Below are 20,267 nucleotides of genomic sequence, written 5' to 3'. Positions count from 1 at the left end.
CTACCGCCAGATCAGTTTCAGCACCGCGGGTGTCAGCAGCATGCGGATGACGGTGGCGTCCAGGATCAGGGCGGCGATCATGCCGTAGGCGATGTATTTCATCAGCACCAGATCCGAGAACCCGAACGCACCGGTGACCACGATGAGGATCGCGGCGGCGGAGGTGATCACGCCGCCGGTGTGGGCGATGCCGTAGCGGATGGCCTCGGGGGCGTCCGCGCCGGCGGCACGCGCTTCCGACACCCGCGACAGCAGGAATACCTCGTAGTCGGTGGACAGCCCGAACACCACCGTCACGATCAACGCCAGCACCGCGAACATCAGCGGTCCTGGCGTGAACTGGAAGATCCCCGCGCCGTGCCCCTCGACGAACATCCAGGTCAGCATGCCGAGGGTGGACACGAGGCTGAGCGCGCTCATGGCCACCGCTTTCAGCGCGAGCACCAGCGAGCGGAACGCCGCGTACATCAGCGCCAGTGCCGCGGCGACCAGGATGGCCAGCAGTACCGGCAGGCCGTCGAGCAGGCCGTTGATGCTGTCGCGTTCCAGGGCCGGCACGCCCGCGACCATCACCTGTGTGCCGGGCGGTTCGGGAATGGCGCGCAGTGCGGCGATCACCCGGTCGGCGTCGCGTTTGTCGGTCAGCCCGGCGGCGAGCACGTTGATGCCGTCCTTGGTGGGTGCGGCGGGTTCGAAGCGTCCGGTCAGGCCGGGGATCTGGTTGGCGGCGTAGCGGATGTCGCTCAACTGCTGTGGGTCGGCGCCGAGCACCACCAGTTTCAGTGGCTCGGTGCGGAAGCTGGGAAACAGGGCGTCGAAACGTTCCTGCGCCACTCGCGCCGGGTTGTCGTCGGACAGATAGCGTTCGCTCAGGCCGCCGAATTCGATGTGACGTATCGGGATGCTCAACGCCAGCAGGGCCAGCACGATCGGCACGGCCACCGCCAGGGGGCGGCGCATCGCCCACAGCGCCAGGCGGGAGAAGAAACCGGCGTCGATCTGGGCCTCGGTCTTGCTGCGGGAGAAGCGTTTCCACCCCAGGAAGTCGATGCGGCGTCCGACGATGCTCAACGCCGCGGGCAGCGCGGTCACCGACAGCAGCGCCGCCAGCAGCACCGAGCTGATACCGCCCAGCGGCACAGAGCGCAGCACCCCGTTGGGGAAGATGAACAGCGCCCCGAGGCTGAGGGCGATGATCGCCGCGGAGAACAGCACGGTGCGCCCGGCGGTGGCGACGGTGCGGGCGGTGGCCTCTTCGACGGTGTGGCCCGCGGCGAGTTCCTCGCGGAAGCGGGTGACGGTGAACAGGCCGTAGTCGATCGCCAAGCCCAGGCTGACCAGGGTCATCACGGCGCTGGCGAAGACGTTGACGTCGAGGTGGTCGGTCAGCGCCCGCAGCGCGCCCTGGGTGCCCAGGATGGTCATGCCGCCGATGAGCACCGGCAGCAGCGCGCCGATCACGCCGCCGAACACGAAATACAGCAGGATCGCCACCAACGGCAGGGCGATCATCTCCGCGCGTTTGATGTCGCGTTGCATGCCGGTGTTGATGCCTTCGACGATCGGCTGCAATCCGGCCAGTTGCACGGTCGTGCCGCCCGGGCCGCCGCCTGCGCGTCCGGCGCCGAGATGGTCTTCGATCGCGGCGTAGTTCTGCACCGTCGCGGTGCCCGAACCGCGCAGGCCGACGCTGGCGAAGGCGTGGGTGTGCGTGGCGTCGGTGGCCTGGGCGGAGAACGGGCTGTCCCAGTAGCTGTCGATCTTCTGGATGCGGTCGGGGTAGGCGGCCAGCAATCCGGCCAGGTGCTGGGTGACCGGGCCGCGGACGGCCGGGTCGTCGACGGTGGCGCCGTCGGGTGCGGTGTAGAGCAGGATCAGGTCGCTGTCGGTGTCGCGGCCGAAGGTGCGGTCGGCCAGTTGGGCCGCGGCCACCGATTCGCTGCTCTCGTCGAACCAGCCCTCCTGGGTCAGCCGCCCGGCCAGGTCGCGGCCGTACCAGCCGGAGCCCAGCACGAACAGTACGAACAGGGCGAGAACGAGGTAGCGGTTGCGGTGGACCCACCGCCCCCACCGCAGTGATCCGGAACGGCGCATCGCGTCGCGGGTCAGCCGCAGGCCGGGGTGCGGTAGTCGGCCGAGCGCAGGATGCCGCACAGGTCGGTGCGCGAGATCTTCCACTTGCCGTCGACGAGCACGAAGTGCACGACGGTGGTGCGGACCGCGGCGCCGGTGCCGTCCTTGTCCAGCCGCATGGTGGCGGTCAGGGTGCCGTCGTGGTTGTCGAACACCGGGTCGGTGACGCCGTAGACGGCGCGCGGGTTGTCCTGCAGCGCCTTGTACATGTCGGGGATGGCCTGGCGGAAGGATTCCCCGTCCTCGATGAGGGCGGTGCGTTCGCTGTCGGGCAGCGCCGGGTCCAGTGCCCGCTTGATCTGGGCGTCCAGGTCGGCGGCGGTGGGCAGCGGCGGGTGGGCGGCACGGGAGGACACGGCGATCGAGGACGACAGCGACGCGTTCGCCGAGGACCGGGCGGCGTCGACGGCGGCCTCGTCGGTTCCGGTGTCGCACGCGGCGAGGACCGCCGTCAGCAGCAGACCGGCGGCGGTGAGCGCGGCGCGGGCGAGTGGTGTGTGGGTCATCACTTCCTACATACCTTCGATGACGGAGCTGATCCGTCCCAGCAGGGTACGCACGGTCGTGACGTCCCGTCCCGCGGCGGCCTCGATCGTCGCGGTGTCGGGGATCATATCCCGCACCAGGGCGGCGACACTGCGCTCGTCGTCGAGGTCGATGTCGGTGACCGTGGCGTCGGCGGTGGCGAGCACGTCCTCCGGGCCGGGGACGGCATCGCCCAGATCGCGGCGGTAGATCTCCAGTGTCAGGGTGGCGCGGACCGTGCGGAACGCGAAGGGGTGGCCCTCGGCGGTGGTCCCGAAGCCGTGCGCGTGGGGGCCTACGGTGATGTCGTCGATGACAAATCCCGACGTATGGTCGGCTTTCAACCCGGATCTCCCTGTATCGGACAGTGTGGTCTCCACCGTAGCCGCCGCCGCCGACATTCCGCTCGAGCCGCCACCCCGGTCGGTCGGTTGGTTGCCGCATCATGGTCAGATGGTGAGGTTGCGGAAAATTCGTCGGTAGAAGGAGTTCGGTGGATGCGTCCTCGCGGCTCGCTCGTCTCGGTGTTCGCGGGTGCGGCGGTGCTGGTGTTGCTGGCCGGCTGCTCCTCCGGCTCGGGCGGCCCTGATCTGCCGACCAGGGAACCGGCCACCCCCGCGGTCGCGCCTGCGGTGACGACGCCGCCGGTCGGGCGGGTGCTGCCCGCCGGTCCGCTGGCCGAGTTGCAAGCCGATTCCGGCGGCGGGTTGCTGGCCGGTCTGGACGGTTCGGTCCTCACCGTGCTCGATCCCGCCGCCGCCGCGCCGGTGGTGCGCACGGTGACGTTGCCCGATCGCGCGGGCGGTCTCACGCCGGGCAAGCCGGGTGAGATGCTGGCGGCCGCACCGGGGCGGGTGCTGCGGGTGGACCTCGCCTCCGGGGCGGTGTCCGCGGTGGCCGTCGACGGCGATGTGCGGTCGGTACGCGCACGCCCCGACGGCGGGTTGCTGGTCGGCACCGCCGACGGCCGGGTGCTGGACCTGGCACCCGACGGTGCGGTGACCCGCACGGTGTCCGGGCTCGTCTCCGCCGATGTGCTGGCCGAAGCCGACGGGAACCTGACCGTGCTCGACCGGCATCAGACCGCCATTTTCGAACTCGACCCGGGCGAACAGCGCCCCGGATTGGCGTTGCGCGCCGGTGACGGGGCCACGCAGCTGATCGGCGACACGCGCGGACGGTTCGTGGTCACCGACACCGCGGGCGGCGAACTGCTGGTCTACACCGCGGGACCACTCGTGTTGCGGCAGCGTTTCCCGGTAGGATCTTCGCCTTACGCACTTGCCTACGACCAGCGGTCGGACACCGTGTGGGTGACGTGCACGCAGCGCAACGAGGTCGTCGGATTCGACCTGTCGACTGGTATACCGAAGGAAGTGGGCCGCTACGCCACCGTCAGGCAACCGAACTCGGTGGCTGTCGAGCAACGCACCGGTGATCTGTTCGTGGGGTCCGCGACCGGCGACGGTCTGCAACGGATCGGTGCGGACGATCGGAAGAGAGGGCACTGATGGCTCGGACACCACACGCGGACGAGGATTCCGCGGCATCTACCGAACCGGCAGCACATCGGGGGCGCGGGCGCGCACTGCCCGCGGGCTGGGAAACCACCAGCGACGACTACGAGTACGTGCCGTTGCGGCTGCCGCCGGATGTCACGCGGGTGACCGCGTCCATGCGGCTGGCGATCCAGGCGGAGTTCGGCGGCTGGGAACTCTCGCGGGTGCGCGCCTACACCGACGGCAGCAGGCGGGTGCTGCTGCGGCGGCGAAAATCCGCACTACTACCCCAGCCCGAACCCGGAATGTGAGCCGATGTACGCCCTGCTACTCCGACTGATGTTCCTGGTCGCGCCGGAACGCATCCACCACCTGGTCTTCGCGGTCATGCGGCTGGCCGCCTGGCTCGCGCCGCTGCGCTGGGCGATGAGCAAGGTCCTCGTCAGCCGCGATCCGATCCTGCGCGCCGAGGCGTTCGGGGTCGAGTTCCCCGCGCCGCTGGGACTGGCCGCCGGTTTCGACAAGAACGCCGACGGTGTGGATGCCTGGGCGCCGCTGGGGTTCGGTTTCGCCGAGATCGGCACCGTGACCGCGCAGCCGCAGCCGGGCAATCCGGCGCCGCGGCTGTTCCGGCTGCCCGCCGACCGCGCTCTGATCAATCGGATGGGGTTCAACAATCACGGCGCCGCCGCGGCCGCCGAACGGCTGCGTGACCGGCGTGGTGGGGTGCCGATCGGCGCGAACATCGGCAAGACGAAGATCGTGGCGCCCGAGGCCGCGGCCGCGGACTACGCCACCAGCGCCGCGCTGCTGGGGCCGCTGGCCGATTTCGTCGTGGTCAACGTCAGCTCCCCCAACACGCCGGGCCTGCGGGATCTGCAGGCGGTGGAATCGCTGCGGCCGCTGCTGCGGGCGGTGCTGGACAGTGTGCGGGTGCCGGTGCTGGTGAAGATCGCGCCGGATCTGTCCGACGAGGACATCGACGCCGTCGCCGATCTGGCCGTGGAACTCGGCTTGGCGGGGATCGTGGCCACCAACACCACCATCCGCCGGGACGGTCTGCGCACCGACGCGGCGCAGGTGGCCGCCATGGGGGCGGGTGGCTTGTCCGGTCCGCCGGTCGCCGACCGTTCGCTCGAGGTGCTGCGGCGGCTGTACCGGCGGGTGGGTGACCGGCTGGTGCTGATCTCGGTCGGAGGTATCGAAACCGTCGACCAGGCGTGGGAACGCATCCTGGCCGGGGCGACGTTGTTGCAGGGCTACACCGGTTTCATCTACGGCGGCCCGTTCTGGATGCGCAGGATCCATCGTGGGCTGGCGCAGCGGTTGCGTGCCGGGGGCTATCGCAGCATCGGTGAGGCCGTCGGCGCGGAGCACAAAGCCCACGCCTGAATCAGGTGAGCTAGCCGAGCACGAACGGTGGTTCGGCAGTGCGGGTGCGCACTCGCCGGGATCGTGGTCGATGCCCCGGCGGTGTCGGATCTCCCTTCGGCCGCAATTGCTGGCCCAGCCGAGCGGCCATTCGCTTGGCGAGCAGGATCACCGCGTGGTCGCGCAAGATGCCCAGTTGGTCGGCATAGGCCTCGACGCGGGCCTGGGTCATGCGGTCGTGCACGACGTGCGGGTCGCTGAGCAGTTCGTCCAAAGACATCCCGGCCAGTGCCTGGCCCCGGGTCAGCCGCCGGTCCGGTAGCCAGCTCAGCCGCCAGCTGTCGGTCGCGTCGGTGTCGCGGTAGGCCGATTCCGGGGTTATGTCACTGGTCATCGTCCATTCGGTGGTGTGTATGGTCATCGCGGTCTCCGGTGCAACAGGTGGAGTGAGGCCGGCTCCAGGGTGCTGAGTTCGATGATCACGAATGCCTCCTGTCGTGCATCCGCTGGTGCGGCGCGGTGCAGGCGCCGCATCGTGTGTTCCGCCGGTCCGGCGGGCGCGGTGGGTGTGCCCGGGCCGGAGAAGTCCGCTGCCGGGCCGGGTGGTCCAGGGGGTGGCTCGCTGCTGTGCGGCGGCCGGGGGCACCGCGGTATCGGGCGAGTCGGTGGGCGTCGCGCGCCGAGGGTGGCGTGCGAGGCTGGATCGGCGCGGTGGCAGGCGCCACGGCTGTGGGGTTCGGGAAACGGAGTGGGTAGCTGCCGTCGGGCCGAGAGGCCGGGGCGCTACGGCGTGTGGTCGGCGTACCGGTGTGCCGCCGCGAGGCGGGTGATGACCGGTGCGTTGCCGCGGGGAGCGTCCGGCGGCTGGTTCAGTCCCTCACCTGCTTGGGCACCAGCTCGGTATCGGATCCGCCGGAGCGGTGTTGCCGTCGCCGTCGCGGCTGCCGTATCTGAAGAATCATTCTCATCACCAGCCCTCCCGATGTGCCTGGTGGTGCGATGGGGATCGCCACATACAGTGTGGCATTTGCCGTTCCCCGCGCGCAATTGCCGTTGTAATTTGGTAATTGACAATTTGCCCGCTGGCTAAACCCGATTTGCGTGGCCAACATGCGCGCGACGGCCCGGTGTCGCGCCGATAGAGGAGGGTGGCATCGCCATGGTCCCGCAGGATTCGGGAATGGTTGCCGTTCGCAATATCCTCACCCGCTTGTGCAAACGCTCCGGCCTGAGCTCGGATCGGTTGCGCAGCACCGAGATCGACGTACTACCCCTGCTGGATCTGCTGGCCGTGCGGCAGTACGCCCGGCGTGCGGGCGTCGACCGGGAAGAGGCGGTGCTGCCGCTGGTGCGCGAACTGGCGCTGCGCTTGGGCCCCACCCACCGGCTCGTCGTCGACGCGGAACTGTCACTGGGGCTGTTGCGCGAAAACCCGCCTGCCGGAGTGGATCCCGGCCGGCTCTACGCGCCGGACCTGGGTGAGCGGCGCGAATATCTCGCCGAGCGATGGGCGGTGTTGCACGAAGCCCTTGGGGCGCAACCGATTCCCGGCACACTGACGGTGCGCTCACTGCGTGGCGCCCCCGAGCGCCGGGCGTTCACCGAACTGGCCGCGCAACTGGCCACGGCATCGGTGTTCGACGGCGCGCACGTCGTCGACTTCGGTGCCGCGACGGAAACCACTGCGGCCGAAACCGTTCCGGTGGACGACCGCAGTGTGGTCACGGTGATCGGCGACGCGGTCATCGACCACATGTACGTGGTCGACCGTATCCCCGGCTCCGGCGCGACCGCGCGCGGCAGCTACCGGGAGCATCCCGGCGGCAAGGGCCTCACCCGCGCCGTGGCCGCGGCCCGGCTGGGGCTGCGGGTGCGGTTGATCTCGGCGGTCGGCGACGACGACGCGGGCGATCGCATCCTGGAATACCTGCGCAGCGAACGCGTCGAGACCGAACTCGTCAAAGTGGTGCCTTTCGCGCCGACGCCCGTGACCGCGGTGATCGTGGCCCGCACCGGCGCGGCGAGCACGATCGGCTGCAAGGACGAGCGAATCCGGTTGAGCGCGCAGGAATTGCGCACCGACGCGATCCGTTCGGCGATCGCCACCGCGGACGCGGTGCTGCTGACGTTCGAGCAACCCACCGGCGTCATCGAGCAGATCATGGGGCAGCTGCGCGAACTGCCGCGGCGGCCGCTGGTGGTGGTGCATCCGGCGCCGCGATTGGAACGCCCGCAGTACCTGTATCAGCATCTCGGGGCGGTGGACTACCTCGTCGGCGGCGACAAGGACCTGCAAGCGCTGGCGATGGCCGGCGATGACGCGACCCGGTGTGGCGAGCCGACCGCCACACGGCTGCGCGCGCTCGGCGTCGGTGCGGTCTGCGCGATCCAGGATTTCCGGTGCGAGGTGTGGTCGGACCAGGTCAGCGACCGATTCCAGCCGTTCCCGACGGCGCTGGAGGACTCGGTGGGCGCTCACGCTGCCTTCTCCGCCGCCCTGGTATATCGTCTCGTTTCGACGCGCCGCCCCGCCGAACGCAACGACTACGTCTGGGCGACCGCCGCAATGGTGGCGACGCAATCGATCGGGGATGTCCCCGGGGCAATGCCACTGGTGAGTGAGGTCGAGCGAATTTACAAACTCGCTACGGAGGAGCATTGACCAAAGTTGTGGATCCTGCCGACACCGAGCATCGGTTCCGTCGCAACGGGCATGATCTGCGAGTTCGGGTGGTGGAGTTGACCGGGGAGGGCGAGAAGGGGCACCTGCTGCTGTTCGGCGCGGTCGCCGACGGCTGCCTGGTGCGGGTGCACTCGCGCTGCCTCTACGGAGAGGCGCTGCGGTCGCAGGACTGCGACTGCGGGCCGGAACTGGACAAGGCACTGGATCTCATCCAGGCCGCGGGCTCGGGCGTGCTGGTCTACCTGGAACAGGAGGGCCGCGGCGCGGGCCTGATCGCCAAAGCGCTGGGCTACCGGGAAAGCGAGCGCTCGGGCGCGGATACCTTCTCCAGCTACGAAGCCCTCGGCTACCCCGCCGACGGGCGCACCTACGTGGCCACCGCTCGCGCGCTGGCCGAACTCGGACTGCGTTCGGTGCAACTGTTGACCAACAATCCCGCCAAGGTCGAGGCCCTGCGGCAGGAAGGGTTGCGGGTCACCCCCGTGCCGTTGCGTACCCGGGCGCTGAGCGAACGCGCCCGCGAGTACCTCGAGGCCAAGCGCACCCGGCGCAAGCACTGGATCCCGACCGACTCCGCGCCGTGGGCGTTCGACGAGCACGACAGCGATCCCACCGGCGAACTTCGGGGGGCTGTGGACGCGGTCGTGCTCGCATCCGGTGAGAACGTCCGTCCGCGTCCAGGGCCCGGCGCCGCGCCGGATCTGATCGGTGCCTGAAGGATTGTTGAAGTTTGCCCCACCCGGCTTCCCGCCTGTGGCTACCATGAGTGAGCCGCGCCACATGTGGCGCGCCGACTCGTAGGACCGACAGCGCCTTCGTCGCGCTGTGTCACGGCTTCGAGTCCTGGATCGGGCGTCGGCGCAGACCGGCGCCCGGTTCACGCCAGCGCTATCGGGAACAGGGATATGACGACAACAGAAATCGGATACGCGCATCAGTCGGGCAAAACGGTGTACACCGTTCCCGCCGCATTCCAAGAGACCGCGCGGCTGCGCCCCGACCAGATCGCCTTGCGCAAGGTGGGCGGCACCCAGCAGTACACCTGGCGCGAGTACGCCGAACGGGTGCGTTCGATCGCCGCGGGCCTGGCCGGGCTCGGCGTCGGCCACGGCGACACCGTCGGCATCATGCTCACCAACCGCCCCGAGTTCAATCTCGTCGACACCGCCGCCCTGCATCTGGGCGCCACCCCGTTCTCCGTCTACAACACCAGCTCCCCCGAGCAGATCACCCACCTGTTCACCAACGCGGGCAACAAAATCGTTGTGACAGAACAGGTCTTCCTCGACCGGATCACCGCCTCCGGCGTGCCGGTCGACCACATCATCCTGGTCGACGGCCCCGCCGAGGGCACCGTCACCCTGGAAGAGGTGGAGGCCGCGCCCGCCGCCGACTTCGATTTCGACGCCGCCTGGCAGGCCGTCGGCGCCGACGATTTGGCCACCCTGATCTACACCTCCGGCACCACCGGACCGTCCAAGGGCGTGGAGATCACCCACCGCAACGTGCTCGCCCAGATCATCGTCCTGGTCAGCGGCCCGCTGCAGGTCGGCCTGGACGACCGGGTGGTGTCCTACCTGCCCGCCGCGCACGTCGCCGACCGGATCTCCGCCCACGCGCTCAACCTGCTCACCGGCATCCAGATCACCACTGTCCCCGACCCGCGCGAAGTCGCCGCCGCGCTGCCCGACGCGCGCCCGACCACCTTCTTCGGCGTCCCGCGCGTCTGGCAGAAGATCAAGGCCGGTGTCGAGGGCAAACTCGCCGAAGAACCGAGCCCGGTGAAGAAAGCGCTGGCCAACTGGGCGATCAGCACCGGAATCGCCGCCGCACGCGCCGATCTGGCGGGCAAAGGACGCAGTCCCCTGCTGAGCGCGCAGCATCGGATCGCCGAGACGCTGGTGCTGTCCAAGCTGCGCCACGCCTTGGGCCTGGATCACCTGAAAGTCGCCTCCTCCGGCGCCGCGCCCATCCCGCCGGAGACCCTGGAGTACTTCCTCGGCCTCGGCTTCACCGTCAGCGAGGTGTGGGGCATGTCGGAAACCACCGGCGTGGGCACCTACACCGAACTGGACAAGCCTCGCCCCGGTTCGGTCGGGCGCGCGGCCGACGGCGTGGAGGTGCGACTGGACGCCGACGGCGAGGTGCTGGTGCGCGGCGCGATCGTCACTCGCGGCTACCGCAACATGCCGGACAAGACCTCCGAGGCCATCGACTCCGACGGCTGGCTGCACACCGGCGACATCGGCACCTTCGACGCCGACGGTTACCTGCGGATCGTGGACCGCAAGAAGGAACTGATCATCAACGAAGGGGGCAAGAACATCGCCCCCAGCAACATCGAGAACTCGGTGAAGGCCGCCTCCTCGCTGATCGGTCAAGTCGTGGCCATCGGTGACGCCAAGCCCTACATCGCCGCCCTGATCGTGCTCGACCCCGACGTCGCCGCCCTGCGCGCCAAGGAACTCGACGCCACCGGCGAGGACATCGCCGCCCTGGCCGCCCGGCCGCAGATCGTCGAGGAAGTACTCGCCGCGGTCCAGGCGGGCAACGCCAAACTGTCCCGCGTGGAACAGATCAAACGCTTCACCGTCCTGGGCGCGGTCTGGGAACCCGGCGGCGACGAACTGACGCCGAAGATGTCGCTCAAACGCGCGCCCATCGCGGCCAAGTACAGCGCGGAGATCGAGGCGCTGTACGCCAAAGAGCCCTCCGGCCAGGTGGTCAGCGTCAAGTAAGTCCGTCGAAGAGCGCTGTGGCCCAGAGCATCACGCCTGGGTCCACAGCGCTTTTGCGGTCCCCAGAGGCGACGATTGTGGCCACCCGTCATGCGACTGTCGCCACGCGCGACGAGATCGACACTCAGAACCGTAGTTCGCCGACAGTGTTGAGATCGATGCCGTGCCGCGCGTAGATCTTGATCGTGTTCTCGCCGGTCAGATCGGCTTCGGTGTAGCCGAGCAGTCCGGCGATCCGGATGACGTCGTCCTTGGTCGCGGCTTCGATCTCCAGATACGGCGGGATCCGCGGCCAGGTATCGATCTCGAGCTGCGCGCCGTCGAGGACGAAACTGATCCGCTTGGTCTCCTGATAGGACTTCGCGGTGAAACCCAGCATCTCGAGCAGGGCATTGGCGGCGGCGAAGTCGTCGACGCTCACCTCGACTTCGTGGGTGCCGTCGATGGCGTCACTGGTGATGTGCTTGACGGCGAGCGTGGTCCCATTGCCGTTGTCGCGCAGCCTGATCCACTTCGAGTCATCGCCCGGCGCGATGTCGTAGACGTAGCGGCGCATGAATCGCTCGCCGAGTTTCCGGCCGCCCTTGTCGATGATGTGCTGTTCGATGGCGCCGGGGTCGATGTCGAGAATCTTGGCTTCGTGCTCGATGGGCACTGCTGACTCCTGTTTCGGATGGGCGGTCGATCGAACTTACCCGCCGCGCGCCGCTGGTACCGCCAACTCCTGCTCAGCCGACCTTGTCGACTCGGGTCGTTGCCGCGGTGAGGTTCTTGCCTGCCGGGGTTTGCGGGCGCAGTTCGGCGACCGGGCTGCCGTCGAGGTCCAGGAGTGTGGAGCGCGGCTCGTTGCCGATGAAGGCGTGGCGTTCTCCCCACTGCCGCAACGCGACAATCGTGGTGAAGAGGTCCTGCCCGGCTTCGGTGAGCTCGTAGATGTGCCGCTTGCCGCCGGGGTTCGGGCTGCTGGTGAGGATGCCGTAATCCACCAGCCGACGGAGGCGGTCGGCGAGGATGTTCCGCGCGATCCCCAGGCGCTGCTGGAACTCGGTGAACGCGGCCGCGCCGTCCATGGCCTCGCGCACGATCAGCAAGCTCCACCGATCGCCCACCAGGTCGATCGTTCGGGCTACGGGGCAGGTGGGGTCGGTCCACTCGCGTGCGGAACCGAGCGGCGTCGTCATCGCACTCCTCCCTATCGGTTGCAATACGAAACCATTATGCCTACGCTTCAATGGTTTCATTTTGCTACCAATGATGGAGGTGTGGTGTCGACCGGAGTCACACGATCGCAGCGATGGATCCTGGCGCTGATCTGCGCCGTGGCGGTGTCGACCATCTACGCGATCCAGCCCGTAACCGAAGCAGCGGGACGGGATCTGGGGCTGTCGCCGCAGTCGCTGGGCGGGCTGGTCGCCGCCGGGCAGATCGGCTACTTCGCCGGTCTGGTGGTCTTGGTGCCGCTCGGAGACGTGGTGAACCGCCGCCGCCTCATCACCGCGCATCTGGCACTCACCGCGGTGGGCACCGCTATCGCGGCCGCAGCACCGAACGGTGTTTCCGTGATGGCGGGGCTGGCGATCGCGGGGTTTTTCGCAGTCGTGGTGCAGGTGACGGTCGCGTATGTCGCTGCTGTCTCCGAGCCGGGCGAGCGGGGCCGCAATATCGGGGCCGTCACCTCGGGCGTGGTGATCGGCATTCTCGGTGTCCGTGTCCTCGCGGGCGCGCTGGGCGATACGGTCGGCTGGCGAGCGGTCTACGCGCTGCTCGCCGCGTCCTGTGTGGTGCTCGCCATCACCGCCCGAGCGAGGCTCCACCCGGACCACAGGACGAGCGAGGTGCGATACACGCAGGTGCTGGCATCGATGGGACGGCTCGTGCGCACAGATCGACTGTTGCGGAGCCGGGGCCTGATCGCCCTGTTCCTGTTCGCGTCCTTCGGGACCCTGTGGAGCGGGCTCGCGCTGCCACTCGGCGCCGAGCCGTGGAAGCTGGGCACCACCGAGATCGGGCTGTTCGGATCGGCCGGGCTGGCCGGAGCGCTCGGGGCCGCCCGTGCGGGACGATGGGCCGATGCCGGTCGCGCGCAAACGATCACCGGCTGGTCACTTGCTCTGCTCACCGGCTCCTGGTTGCTCATCGCCCAAGCCCGATCGAGCCTCTGGCCGCTCATCGCCGGTATCATCCTGCTCGACTTCGCCGTCCAAGCCGTGCACGTGAGCAGCCAGCACCTGCTGACCACCGCGCATCCGAACCGCGCCAGCAGCGTCATCGGCGTCTACATGGCCTTCTACTCCCTCGGATCCGCCCTCGGCGCCATCACCACCACCTGGGCATACAGCTCGTGGGGATGGCGGGCCTCCTGCTGGGTCGGCGCGATCTACGCCCTGTCGGCACTGATGCTGTGGGGGCTGGGCCGACTCGGCGGCATCGCGCGCCCCGCCGACTCGAGTGCCGAAGGCGCGAAAGCGCGGACGAACGCCGACCCTCGGCTCTGGATCCCACAGCCCACAGCTCGTTCCGCGAGCGCCCCGCACTCGGAGCTGGAGTGCCGAGCCGGATCGTCGGAGCATCCTTGACGGATGGCAGGCATCCGGCCTGCCACTCACGCCTGCGCGCTCGGCGCGACGATCAGCGTCGAATACCACCGGCACGAAAATCGCTGTGCCAGAGTGTTTCCCGGGCTCCAGGATGGCTGGATGCCTGACGAGGTTCACGCTGCGCGTGGCCGTATGCGGCATACGGGGGATGGACGCATGCGGGTGCAAGCCGGGCGCAAGGACGGTGCAATCCCTGCCCAGCACTCTCGTCACCATGACAAAGTCAGTAACGATCATCGGCGCCGGACTCGGCGGACTCGCTCTGGCCCGCGTCCTGCACGTCCACGGCATCCCGGCCACGGTGTACGAGGCCGAACCGACCCCGACGGCACGCACGCAGGGCGGCATGCTCGACATCCACGACTACAACGGCCAACTCGCCATCGCGGCGGCCGGACTGATGGACGAATTCCGCGGCCTCATCCTGGAGGGCCGCCAGGCGATGCGGGTCCTCGACCCGAACGGGACCGTCCTGCTGGACAAACCCGACGACGGCACCGGTGGACGCCCCGAGGTGCAGCGTGGCGAACTGCGACAACTGCTGCTCGACTCGCTGCCGGCAGGCACAGTCCGATGGGGTCACAAATTCAGCGGCGCTCGCGCTCTCGGCGCGGGCCGCCACGAGGTGACCTTCGCCGATGGCGGCACGGTCGTCACGAGCCTGCTGGTCGGCGCCGACGGCGCGTGGTCACGGGTCCGGCCGCTGCTGTCCACCGCCGTACCCGACTACACCGGCGAGTCGTTCGTCGAGACCTACCTGTTCGACGCCGACACCCGCCATCCCGCCGCCGCGGAAGCGGTCGGCGGCGGGTCGATGATGGCGCCCTCGCCGGGCCGAGAGATCCACGCGCACCGGGAAAGGGGCGACACCTTGCACGCCTACGTGGTGCTCGCCAGGCCGTACGACTGGTTCGCCGCCATCGATTTCACCGATGCCGCCGCGGCCACCGCACGGATCGCGCAGGAGTTCGACGGCTGGGCACCGGAACTCACCGCACTGATCACCGACGCCGACCTACCGCCGGTCTGGCGCCCGCATTACACCCTGCCGATCGGGCACCGGTGGGATCGGATACCAGGGGTGACCCTGCTCGGCGACGCCGCCCACCTCATGCCCACGAACGGCGAAGGCGCCAACCTCGCCCTGCTCGACGGCGCCGAACTCGGCAACGCCCTCGCCGCGCACCCCGACGACATCGAGACCGCCCTGAGCGAATACGAGCAGAACATGTTCGCCCGCAGCACCGAGGTCGCCACCCAAACCGCCGAGCTCTTCGGGGACCGGAACGACGGAACGGCCCAGGGCCTGGTCGCCGCGTTCACCGCACGCGAGCACACCCACTGACCTCGAGCCACTCCGTCGGGCATTCGTACCTGACGCGGGCGCGCGTTGATCAGCCACCCAGCTTCGCTCCGGATCGGTTGAGAAACCGGGCTTGTCAACGCGCGCTCGCGCCGATGGCGAGATCGCGCCGAACACCCACATCGACCAGCAGCTACCCGAATTTCGATGGTGGCGCGACTACGACCGGAACCCTGCCCGGGCCGCAGCGCGTTCGGGCCGACTTTCACGGCTCCAGATACAACCGCTCGCACGGCAGGCGCGGATACCCGTCGGTGTCGTCCATCGACACCTCGACTGCGTCGTGCCAGTGCCGGGCACGCCACTCCTGGACGAACAAGCACGCGGCGGTGACGCAGGCGACGAAATCCATCCGGACGCCGTGCCAGAACACCGACAAATGGACATCCGGCTCGGACGGCAGCGGAGACACGCCGCGCTGATCGCCGTTCACCGTTGCGGCTCCGTAGGCGCGTGTCGGACATGGAGATCGCAGCGTTCGCATCCGCCGATCCCGCAGTGCCTCAACGTGTTCCACACCGCAGGCGCCTCATGCATACGCGATGCCCCGCTTCCGGCGAGCAATGCTTTCGGCCACGCATCCACGGATAGCGGCCACAACGACGCTTCCGGCGGGGCGAAAAGCGCTGGCGGGTCGAACTACCCAGGAACGGAACGTGGTCCCTTGATCGGCTGGACTCGGCAACGCCACGGTTCCACCGGCGCACACCAGCGAGACATTGAGCCGGAACATCTCCGCGAACAGCGTGATGTCATCGGGAAGGTCGGGCTGCGTCAGATACGTCCACCGCTTCGACCGAGGATGCGACATGATCGGCCCGATAGCGTGGTGGTGCCGCTGCATCCAGACCTTCACGTCCTGCCCCAACGTGGCGGGCATGATCACCGCCCACGCCACCCCCATGCGTAGCACTATGCGCCCCACCTGAGGCGGATCGACCTCCGCAGGCAGATCGCACACCTGCCGGTAGTAGGCGCACCGGGACAGCGGTGTGTTCCCGAAAAGTACCTGGACCATCATCAAACCCCCTGCTCAGATCAATCGACGGTGGAGATGCGCCCGGTACCGCGATATGCGGAAACCACCAGGAAGCGGGAGGGGGCGCGCGGTGAGATTCGCGCTGAGCTCCCCCTGACCGGGCGCGTATTCAGCACACACTTCGGATGCGTGGCGAGTAAGGTCGCAGCGGGTGTTGAAAGGTGGTGGATCGGCTTCTTCCGGTGACGAAATGGCGGGCGTGATGAACAGTGCGAACATGCACCTTTCCCAGTGGCTGGCCCGTTCCGGCTGGAGTCGCAGCGAATTGGCGCGCCGCGTGCGCACGCTGGCGGTCGAATGGGGCGAGCCCCAGATCAGGCCCGACGCGTCCAGCGTGCGGCGCTGGGTGGACGAGGGAGAACGCCCGCGCCCGCCGGTTCCGGCAATCCTCGCGGATCTGTTCTCGGCGCACTTCGGATATCGCGTGACGACCTATGACCTCGGTCTGGGTGAGATGCCGGCCGTTGACCGCGCCCTCGTTTACCACCCATCGTGGACACGGACACTGGAAGCGGTCGCAGACCTCGGGAGGGCAGACGTGGATCGCAGGAAGCTCCTTGCCACAGCTCCGTTCGCCGCCGTCGCGGCGATCGGGCCGTCCCGCGACTGGCTGCTGAACACTCTGGATCAGCTACCGGATGAACGTCGGCGAGTACGGCTCGAGGACGTCACCGCCGTGAAGAACATGTTCGGCACATTCCAAGAAATGGATATCTTCCAGGGCGGTGGCTCGGGGCGGCTGGTGCTGGCGGCCTACATGAACGAGCACGTGTACCCGCTGCTGCGGCGCACGCACACAGAAGACGTCCGCGTGGCGCTGTGCGGTGCGGCGGCCGAACAGACCTACCTGCTCGGATGGATGGCGTTCGACAACGGCGAGCACGGCACGGCGCAGCGGTATCTGATCCAGGCGTTGCGCTTGGCCGAAGAGTCACGTGATCCCGCGCTCGGCGCGCACGTCCTCGCCGGACTGGCCGACCAGGCGACCTTGCTCGGGCATCCGCACGAAGGCCGACGCCTCGCGCAGGCGGGCCGCCAAGGCCTGGCGAAGGTGGACGCGCCCGCTTGCCTCGCGGATTTGTGGACCTTGGAGGCCCGCTCGCTCGCCGTCATCGGTGACAAGACAGGTGCCGCGCGTGCGATCAACGCCGCGGAAAACGCGTTCGCTCGCATCGAGCCCGATCGTGAACCCGAATGGGCTCTGTTCATCGATCAGGCATACATCTGCGGTGAGTGGGCGAACGCGTTTCGCGATCTGGGACAGCCGGAACAAGCCGCATCGCACGCCCGCCGATCGATCGCCTACGCCCGTGCGCAGAACCGAGCACGGCGAGGAGCGCTCTCGCACGCCGCGCTCGCGGTCACCCACCTGCAACGACGCGACCTCGAGGCCGCTCACGCCACCGGCGTGCGGACACTGGATCTCGCCCGAAAGGTCAAGTCCTCTCGCTCAGTGGAAGCCGTGCACGACATCCAACGGCGCATGGTCGCTTTCGGTCCACATCCTTTGGTCGCGGACTTCGCCGAACGCACCAGATCTTTGCTCGCGGCCTGACCGCGCAGCAGCCGGCTGGAAGGCAGCAGCGTTTCCGCGCAGGAGTGCACACGGTGTGGCGCACTCGCTCGTTCAGCGACGAATTCGAGGCGGTGGACCGGCGAGTGATGCCAGTTGGATCCACCACCTCGTCCAGCGGTTTCCGACTGTCGATCTCCGTAGTCGCCGCCGAGCGCAGGAGTGGCTCGATTTCGGCGACTATCCGATCCTGTTCGTCGGAGGTCTTTCCGAACGGATTCGTGTCACGATGCGCGATGCGGTCGAGTATGGGGGTTGAGGTCCAAGTCCGCGGAATCCGGCGCTAAGAACCACCGATAGCTATTCGCATTGTGCGGCAACGAGTTTCAGCGGTGTCGTCTTGCGGCATCGATCTTCCTGCACGGGTCGACATCTCGACACCGGCGTTGACCCCTGCTGGTTCGTTACACGGCGGGCAGCAACCGCGTGCGGGGCGCATGATGCCGGCGAGGGGCGGGCATGATCCTTCCCGCGATCGGGTGCAGCCTTCCCGTGCCTGGCGGGCGGTTCGATAAAGGAGCCGAGGACAATGAGGTCGCGTGAGGATCGGAACGAACCCGTTCGGGCGGAGCGGGGTAGCGGTGTGTTCGAGCGGCCATGGATGAGCACCGGCGTGACAGGCTGTCGATCGAATCTGCCCGCCGGCTCCAGCGCCAGCTGCCGGCCGAGATCACACCGGGGCTGACCGACAGCGAATTCGACACCATCGAATCCCGCTACAACTTTCGATTCGCCGACGACCACCGAGCCTTCCTGGCAGCCGGACTCCCCGTGGACAAGCCTGGTGAGTCCGGCTGGCGAGGCTGGCCGGACTGGCGACGCGACGACACGGAAGTCTTGCGTGCGTGGCTCGCTCAACCCGCCGAGGGTGTGCTTTTCGACGTTGAACACAACGGTTTCTGGCACCCAGCATGGGGAGACCAGCCCGCCGATCCGATCCGATGTCTGGGGATCGCGCGCCGCGGGCTCGAGGCCGCGCCACGGCTGGTTCCTGTGTTCGGTCATCGGTTCCTGCCCGCCATCGCGGGGCAATGGGGTCACCCGGTGCTGTCGATTGTCCAGACCGACGCGATCTACTACGGCCTGGACCTTTCCGACTATCTTCGGCACGAATTTCTGGGACAGGCCAGCGACCTCGACTTGGCCCACGCAACAGTTCCCTTCTGGAACTACCTTCTCGGCGACAGCGGCGGACCGCCGACCTTGAGGGTCGTCGCACCGTCTGATCCCTACGCTGTCAGTCCCGACCAGGCCGTAGAACGACTGCGCATGCTGGCGCTGGAGCGTCTCATCGGACACCCGGTGGAACCGGAAAAGCTCATCGAAGCCGCCCTCGTCGCACTGGTTGTCGATATCGACAGCGAGTCCCTGCCTCTGCTCGGCGGACTCACCCGAGCAGAGCAAGACCGAGCCGAGGAACTGTTCGACCAGGTGCTGGACGAACTCGACATCGTGGCAACGATTCCCACCGATGAGCGCGATGTCCGGCACCTGCTGGTTCGATGGTGGCTTCGTCAGATCACACAGGGCCACCTGCCACCCGTGATCGGTGCCGAACTGATCGCGACCCAGGCTTGGATGCAGCTCAACCGGCCGCAATCGCTGCGCCCGCTGCTAGAGCTCACCGACCGCTACAGCGACTGGGAAGCCAACCAAACCGCCACGCCTTCCCAGCTTGCTACAGACATCGTCACTGCGGCGCAGGGGCTACTGAACAGCTCGTGGGCGTACTGATCAACTCTCGGGCAGCCGAAGAACAGCTCGATCGACAGCACCGATCGCTGATGCCCAGAATCCGCGACGCGGATCGGATGCACCTGATCAGTTGTGCAGCAAAGACATTGGGCGTAGGTTCGCCCTCGGATCAGCCCGGCTAGCCCAATTGCTCGACGGCGAAGCCGGCCAGTAGCACGGCGAATCCGCCGATCTCCCCCATGATCAAGGCGGCGAGGACGAAACGCATCGACGGCGGCGGGTTGCGCATCTGGTTGTCGGTCTCGCGCTGCAGTCCGAGCCGGACGTAGTTCGCGATCGTCACCACGAACAACAGGATGATCGCACCCGCCGCGGCGGCGTTCACCGCGGTCGGCCAGCCCGACAGCTCGACGAACCACGCGATCAATCCGGTCGCGAACGAATACAGCAACGCGGCCCGGTGGGCGATGTCGACGTACGGGTGGGCCAGGCCGTCCGGCGAAGTGGTCATCCCCTGCCACTTCCACACACCGAGCACCAGCGCCCACAGGAAGATGAGCCCGGCGAAGAAGAGCACCCAGGCGGTTTCCGTGCGAATGATCACGTTCGTACCCTCATCAATCCAATCGCGCCCCCACTCGGGCGCAGTCGAGCGGCAGCGTATCGGCTCCGGGCAACCGGAGCGCAACAGAAACGAACCGCCACTGGGAAGACCGACCAGTCCGACCGGGCAGGTGTGTTCACGCAGGTCCGAGTTCGCCATACGGTACGAGATAGGCATGATTCGTCATGCTCTGCCAGCCTCGCTCGGTCGCCCGCAACGCGTGGGCGCTGGCGGCGGGATCGCTCGGCCACGGAAGCTCGTGGAAGCGATGCCACTGTTCTTCATATTCGGTGCCGACCTCGACCGAAAAGCCGAGAGACCTCTCGATATCGGCAGCGAGCAGACGCGCGCCTCGAACTGCTTCAGAGATGTCCATGGGGTGATTCTCGCCTCCACACGGCGATTCGCGCGTGCGAGCTCCCGCTCCACAAGCTGCGCCGAGCTGGC

20 protein-coding genes are annotated in these 20,267 nt (G+C 68.0%); 10 read left to right on the top strand and 10 right to left on the bottom strand.

What is annotated here, in order from left to right:
• Genes ABZW96_RS24730 through ABZW96_RS24720 form a run of 3 tightly spaced genes read right to left on the bottom strand, consistent with a single transcriptional unit; the run spans position 1 to position 3,002 of the window.
• Positions 1-2,094 (bottom strand): MMPL family transporter, encoded by a 2,094-nt coding sequence (locus tag ABZW96_RS24730; protein WP_355078056.1) that lies wholly within the window; start codon positions 2,092-2,094, stop codon positions 1-3.
• A gap of 11 nt (positions 2,095-2,105) precedes the next feature.
• Positions 2,106-2,639 (bottom strand): hypothetical protein, encoded by a 534-nt coding sequence (locus tag ABZW96_RS24725; protein ID WP_355078000.1) that lies wholly within the window; start codon positions 2,637-2,639, stop codon positions 2,106-2,108.
• Positions 2,640-2,645: 6 nt separating this feature from the next.
• Positions 2,646-3,002, bottom strand: a complete 357-nt coding sequence (locus ABZW96_RS24720; protein WP_355077999.1) for a hypothetical protein — start codon at positions 3,000-3,002, stop codon at positions 2,646-2,648.
• A 153-nt stretch (positions 3,003-3,155) separates the two neighbouring features.
• On the opposite strand from ABZW96_RS24720, the gene ABZW96_RS24715 reads away from it, so the two are divergent.
• From ABZW96_RS24715 to ABZW96_RS24705, 3 genes are read left to right on the top strand one after another with little or no spacing between them, the layout of a single operon-like run.
• Entirely contained in the window at positions 3,156-4,169 is a 1,014-nt protein-coding gene (locus ABZW96_RS24715; protein ID WP_355077998.1) for a hypothetical protein, read from the top strand.
• Entirely contained in the window at positions 4,169-4,468 is a 300-nt protein-coding gene (locus ABZW96_RS24710; RefSeq protein ID WP_355077997.1) for a DUF5703 family protein, read from the top strand. Before ABZW96_RS24715 ends, ABZW96_RS24710 begins: the two co-directional genes overlap by 1 nt.
• Before the next feature lie 4 nt (positions 4,469-4,472).
• Positions 4,473-5,549, top strand: coding sequence for a quinone-dependent dihydroorotate dehydrogenase (locus ABZW96_RS24705; protein ID WP_355077996.1), 1,077 nt, complete (start codon positions 4,473-4,475; stop codon positions 5,547-5,549).
• A gap of 10 nt (positions 5,550-5,559) precedes the next feature.
• Here ABZW96_RS24705 and ABZW96_RS24700 read toward each other — a convergent pair whose 3' ends face one another.
• Positions 5,560-5,949 carry a hypothetical protein gene (locus tag ABZW96_RS24700; protein WP_355077995.1) on the bottom strand — a complete coding sequence of 130 codons (390 nt, stop codon included), beginning with the start codon at positions 5,947-5,949 and terminating at the stop codon, positions 5,560-5,562.
• 759 nt (positions 5,950-6,708) lie between these two features.
• Between ABZW96_RS24700 and ABZW96_RS24695 the strand changes: the two genes are divergently transcribed.
• From ABZW96_RS24695 to ABZW96_RS24685, 3 genes are all read left to right on the top strand, one after another.
• Entirely contained in the window at positions 6,709-8,190 is a 1,482-nt protein-coding gene (locus ABZW96_RS24695; RefSeq protein ID WP_355077994.1) for a PfkB family carbohydrate kinase, read from the top strand.
• Complete coding sequence (gene ribA / locus ABZW96_RS24690) at positions 8,187-8,927, top strand: GTP cyclohydrolase II RibA (RefSeq protein ID WP_355077993.1); 741 nt, start codon at positions 8,187-8,189, stop codon at positions 8,925-8,927. The genes ABZW96_RS24695 and ribA overlap by 4 nt, the downstream gene beginning before the upstream one ends.
• Positions 8,928-9,116: 189 nt before the next feature.
• Positions 9,117-10,949 (top strand): long-chain fatty acid--CoA ligase, encoded by a 1,833-nt coding sequence (locus ABZW96_RS24685; protein WP_355077992.1) that lies wholly within the window; start codon positions 9,117-9,119, stop codon positions 10,947-10,949.
• 124 nt (positions 10,950-11,073) lie between these two features.
• Here the strand turns inward: ABZW96_RS24685 and ABZW96_RS24680 are convergent, their stop codons facing one another.
• Together ABZW96_RS24680 and ABZW96_RS24675 are read right to left on the bottom strand one after the other, a co-directional pair.
• The gene (locus ABZW96_RS24680) at positions 11,074-11,604 is read right to left on the bottom strand and encodes a hypothetical protein (protein WP_355077991.1); all 531 of its coding nucleotides are present in this window, start codon (positions 11,602-11,604) and stop codon (positions 11,074-11,076) included.
• 73 nt (positions 11,605-11,677) lie between these two features.
• On the bottom strand, positions 11,678-12,130 hold the full coding sequence (locus ABZW96_RS24675; RefSeq protein ID WP_355077990.1) for a helix-turn-helix domain-containing protein: 453 nt from the start codon (positions 12,128-12,130) through the stop codon (positions 11,678-11,680).
• 84 nt (positions 12,131-12,214) lie between these two features.
• Here ABZW96_RS24675 and ABZW96_RS24670 point away from each other — a divergent pair, with 84 nt between their 5' ends.
• Both ABZW96_RS24670 and ABZW96_RS24665 read left to right on the top strand, forming a co-directional pair.
• Positions 12,215-13,525 (top strand): MFS transporter, encoded by a 1,311-nt coding sequence (locus ABZW96_RS24670; protein WP_355077989.1) that lies wholly within the window; start codon positions 12,215-12,217, stop codon positions 13,523-13,525.
• A 235-nt stretch (positions 13,526-13,760) separates the two neighbouring features.
• The gene (locus ABZW96_RS24665) at positions 13,761-14,891 is read left to right on the top strand and encodes an FAD-dependent monooxygenase (RefSeq protein ID WP_355077988.1); all 1,131 of its coding nucleotides are present in this window, start codon (positions 13,761-13,763) and stop codon (positions 14,889-14,891) included.
• 223 nt (positions 14,892-15,114) lie between these two features.
• Here ABZW96_RS24665 and ABZW96_RS24660 read toward each other — a convergent pair whose 3' ends face one another.
• Together ABZW96_RS24660 and ABZW96_RS24655 are read right to left on the bottom strand one after the other, a co-directional pair.
• Positions 15,115-15,342, bottom strand: coding sequence for a hypothetical protein (locus ABZW96_RS24660; protein WP_355077987.1), 228 nt, complete (start codon positions 15,340-15,342; stop codon positions 15,115-15,117).
• A gap of 96 nt (positions 15,343-15,438) precedes the next feature.
• On the bottom strand, positions 15,439-15,795 hold the full coding sequence (locus tag ABZW96_RS24655; protein WP_355077986.1) for a hypothetical protein: 357 nt from the start codon (positions 15,793-15,795) through the stop codon (positions 15,439-15,441).
• Between the two features lie 370 nt (positions 15,796-16,165).
• Between ABZW96_RS24655 and ABZW96_RS24650 the strand changes: the two genes are divergently transcribed.
• Positions 16,166-17,503 carry a hypothetical protein gene (locus tag ABZW96_RS24650; RefSeq protein ID WP_355077985.1) on the top strand — a complete coding sequence of 446 codons (1,338 nt, stop codon included), beginning with the start codon at positions 16,166-16,168 and terminating at the stop codon, positions 17,501-17,503.
• A 615-nt stretch (positions 17,504-18,118) separates the two neighbouring features.
• Positions 18,119-19,255: a hypothetical protein gene (locus tag ABZW96_RS24645; RefSeq protein ID WP_355077984.1), complete on the top strand. Its 1,137-nt coding sequence runs from the start codon at positions 18,119-18,121 to the stop codon at positions 19,253-19,255.
• 139 nt (positions 19,256-19,394) lie between these two features.
• Here ABZW96_RS24645 and ABZW96_RS24640 read toward each other — a convergent pair whose 3' ends face one another.
• Together ABZW96_RS24640 and ABZW96_RS24635 are read right to left on the bottom strand one after the other, a co-directional pair.
• Complete coding sequence (locus ABZW96_RS24640; RefSeq protein ID WP_355078055.1) at positions 19,395-19,814, bottom strand: hypothetical protein; 420 nt, start codon at positions 19,812-19,814, stop codon at positions 19,395-19,397.
• A 142-nt stretch (positions 19,815-19,956) separates the two neighbouring features.
• Positions 19,957-20,196, bottom strand: a complete 240-nt coding sequence (locus ABZW96_RS24635) for a hypothetical protein (protein ID WP_355077983.1) — start codon at positions 20,194-20,196, stop codon at positions 19,957-19,959.
• Between the last annotated feature and the right edge of the window lie 71 nt (positions 20,197-20,267).

Source organism: Nocardia sp. NPDC004168 (assembly GCF_040610355.1).
Lineage (GTDB): Bacteria > Actinomycetota > Actinomycetes > Mycobacteriales > Mycobacteriaceae > Nocardia > Nocardia sichangensis.
The sequence above is the reverse complement of the archived record's forward strand: the minus strand, read 5'-3'. Positions and strand labels throughout refer to the sequence as shown.

Bases quoted from the DNA above. Each gene is read 5' to 3' on its own strand.
- ABZW96_RS24730 (WP_355078056.1), bottom strand. From the start codon at position 2,094: ATGCGCCGTTCCGGATCACTGCGGTGGGGGCGGTGGGTCCACCGCAAC.
- ABZW96_RS24725 (WP_355078000.1), bottom strand. From the start codon at position 2,639: ATGACCCACACACCACTCGCCCGCGCCGCGCTCACCGCCGCCGGTCTG.
- ABZW96_RS24715 (WP_355077998.1), top strand. From the start codon at position 3,156: ATGCGTCCTCGCGGCTCGCTCGTCTCGGTGTTCGCGGGTGCGGCGGTG.
- ABZW96_RS24710 (WP_355077997.1), top strand. From the start codon at position 4,169: ATGGCTCGGACACCACACGCGGACGAGGATTCCGCGGCATCTACCGAA.
- ABZW96_RS24705 (WP_355077996.1), top strand. From the start codon at position 4,473: ATGTACGCCCTGCTACTCCGACTGATGTTCCTGGTCGCGCCGGAACGC.
- ABZW96_RS24700 (WP_355077995.1), bottom strand. From the start codon at position 5,949: ATGACCATACACACCACCGAATGGACGATGACCAGTGACATAACCCCG.
- ABZW96_RS24695 (WP_355077994.1), top strand. From the start codon at position 6,709: ATGGTTGCCGTTCGCAATATCCTCACCCGCTTGTGCAAACGCTCCGGC.
- ABZW96_RS24685 (WP_355077992.1), top strand. From the start codon at position 9,117: ATGACGACAACAGAAATCGGATACGCGCATCAGTCGGGCAAAACGGTG.
- ABZW96_RS24675 (WP_355077990.1), bottom strand. From the start codon at position 12,130: ATGACGACGCCGCTCGGTTCCGCACGCGAGTGGACCGACCCCACCTGC.
- ABZW96_RS24665 (WP_355077988.1), top strand. From the start codon at position 13,761: ATGACAAAGTCAGTAACGATCATCGGCGCCGGACTCGGCGGACTCGCT.
- ABZW96_RS24650 (WP_355077985.1), top strand. From the start codon at position 16,166: ATGCACCTTTCCCAGTGGCTGGCCCGTTCCGGCTGGAGTCGCAGCGAA.
- ABZW96_RS24645 (WP_355077984.1), top strand. From the start codon at position 18,119: ATGGATGAGCACCGGCGTGACAGGCTGTCGATCGAATCTGCCCGCCGG.
- ABZW96_RS24635 (WP_355077983.1), bottom strand. From the start codon at position 20,196: ATGGACATCTCTGAAGCAGTTCGAGGCGCGCGTCTGCTCGCTGCCGAT.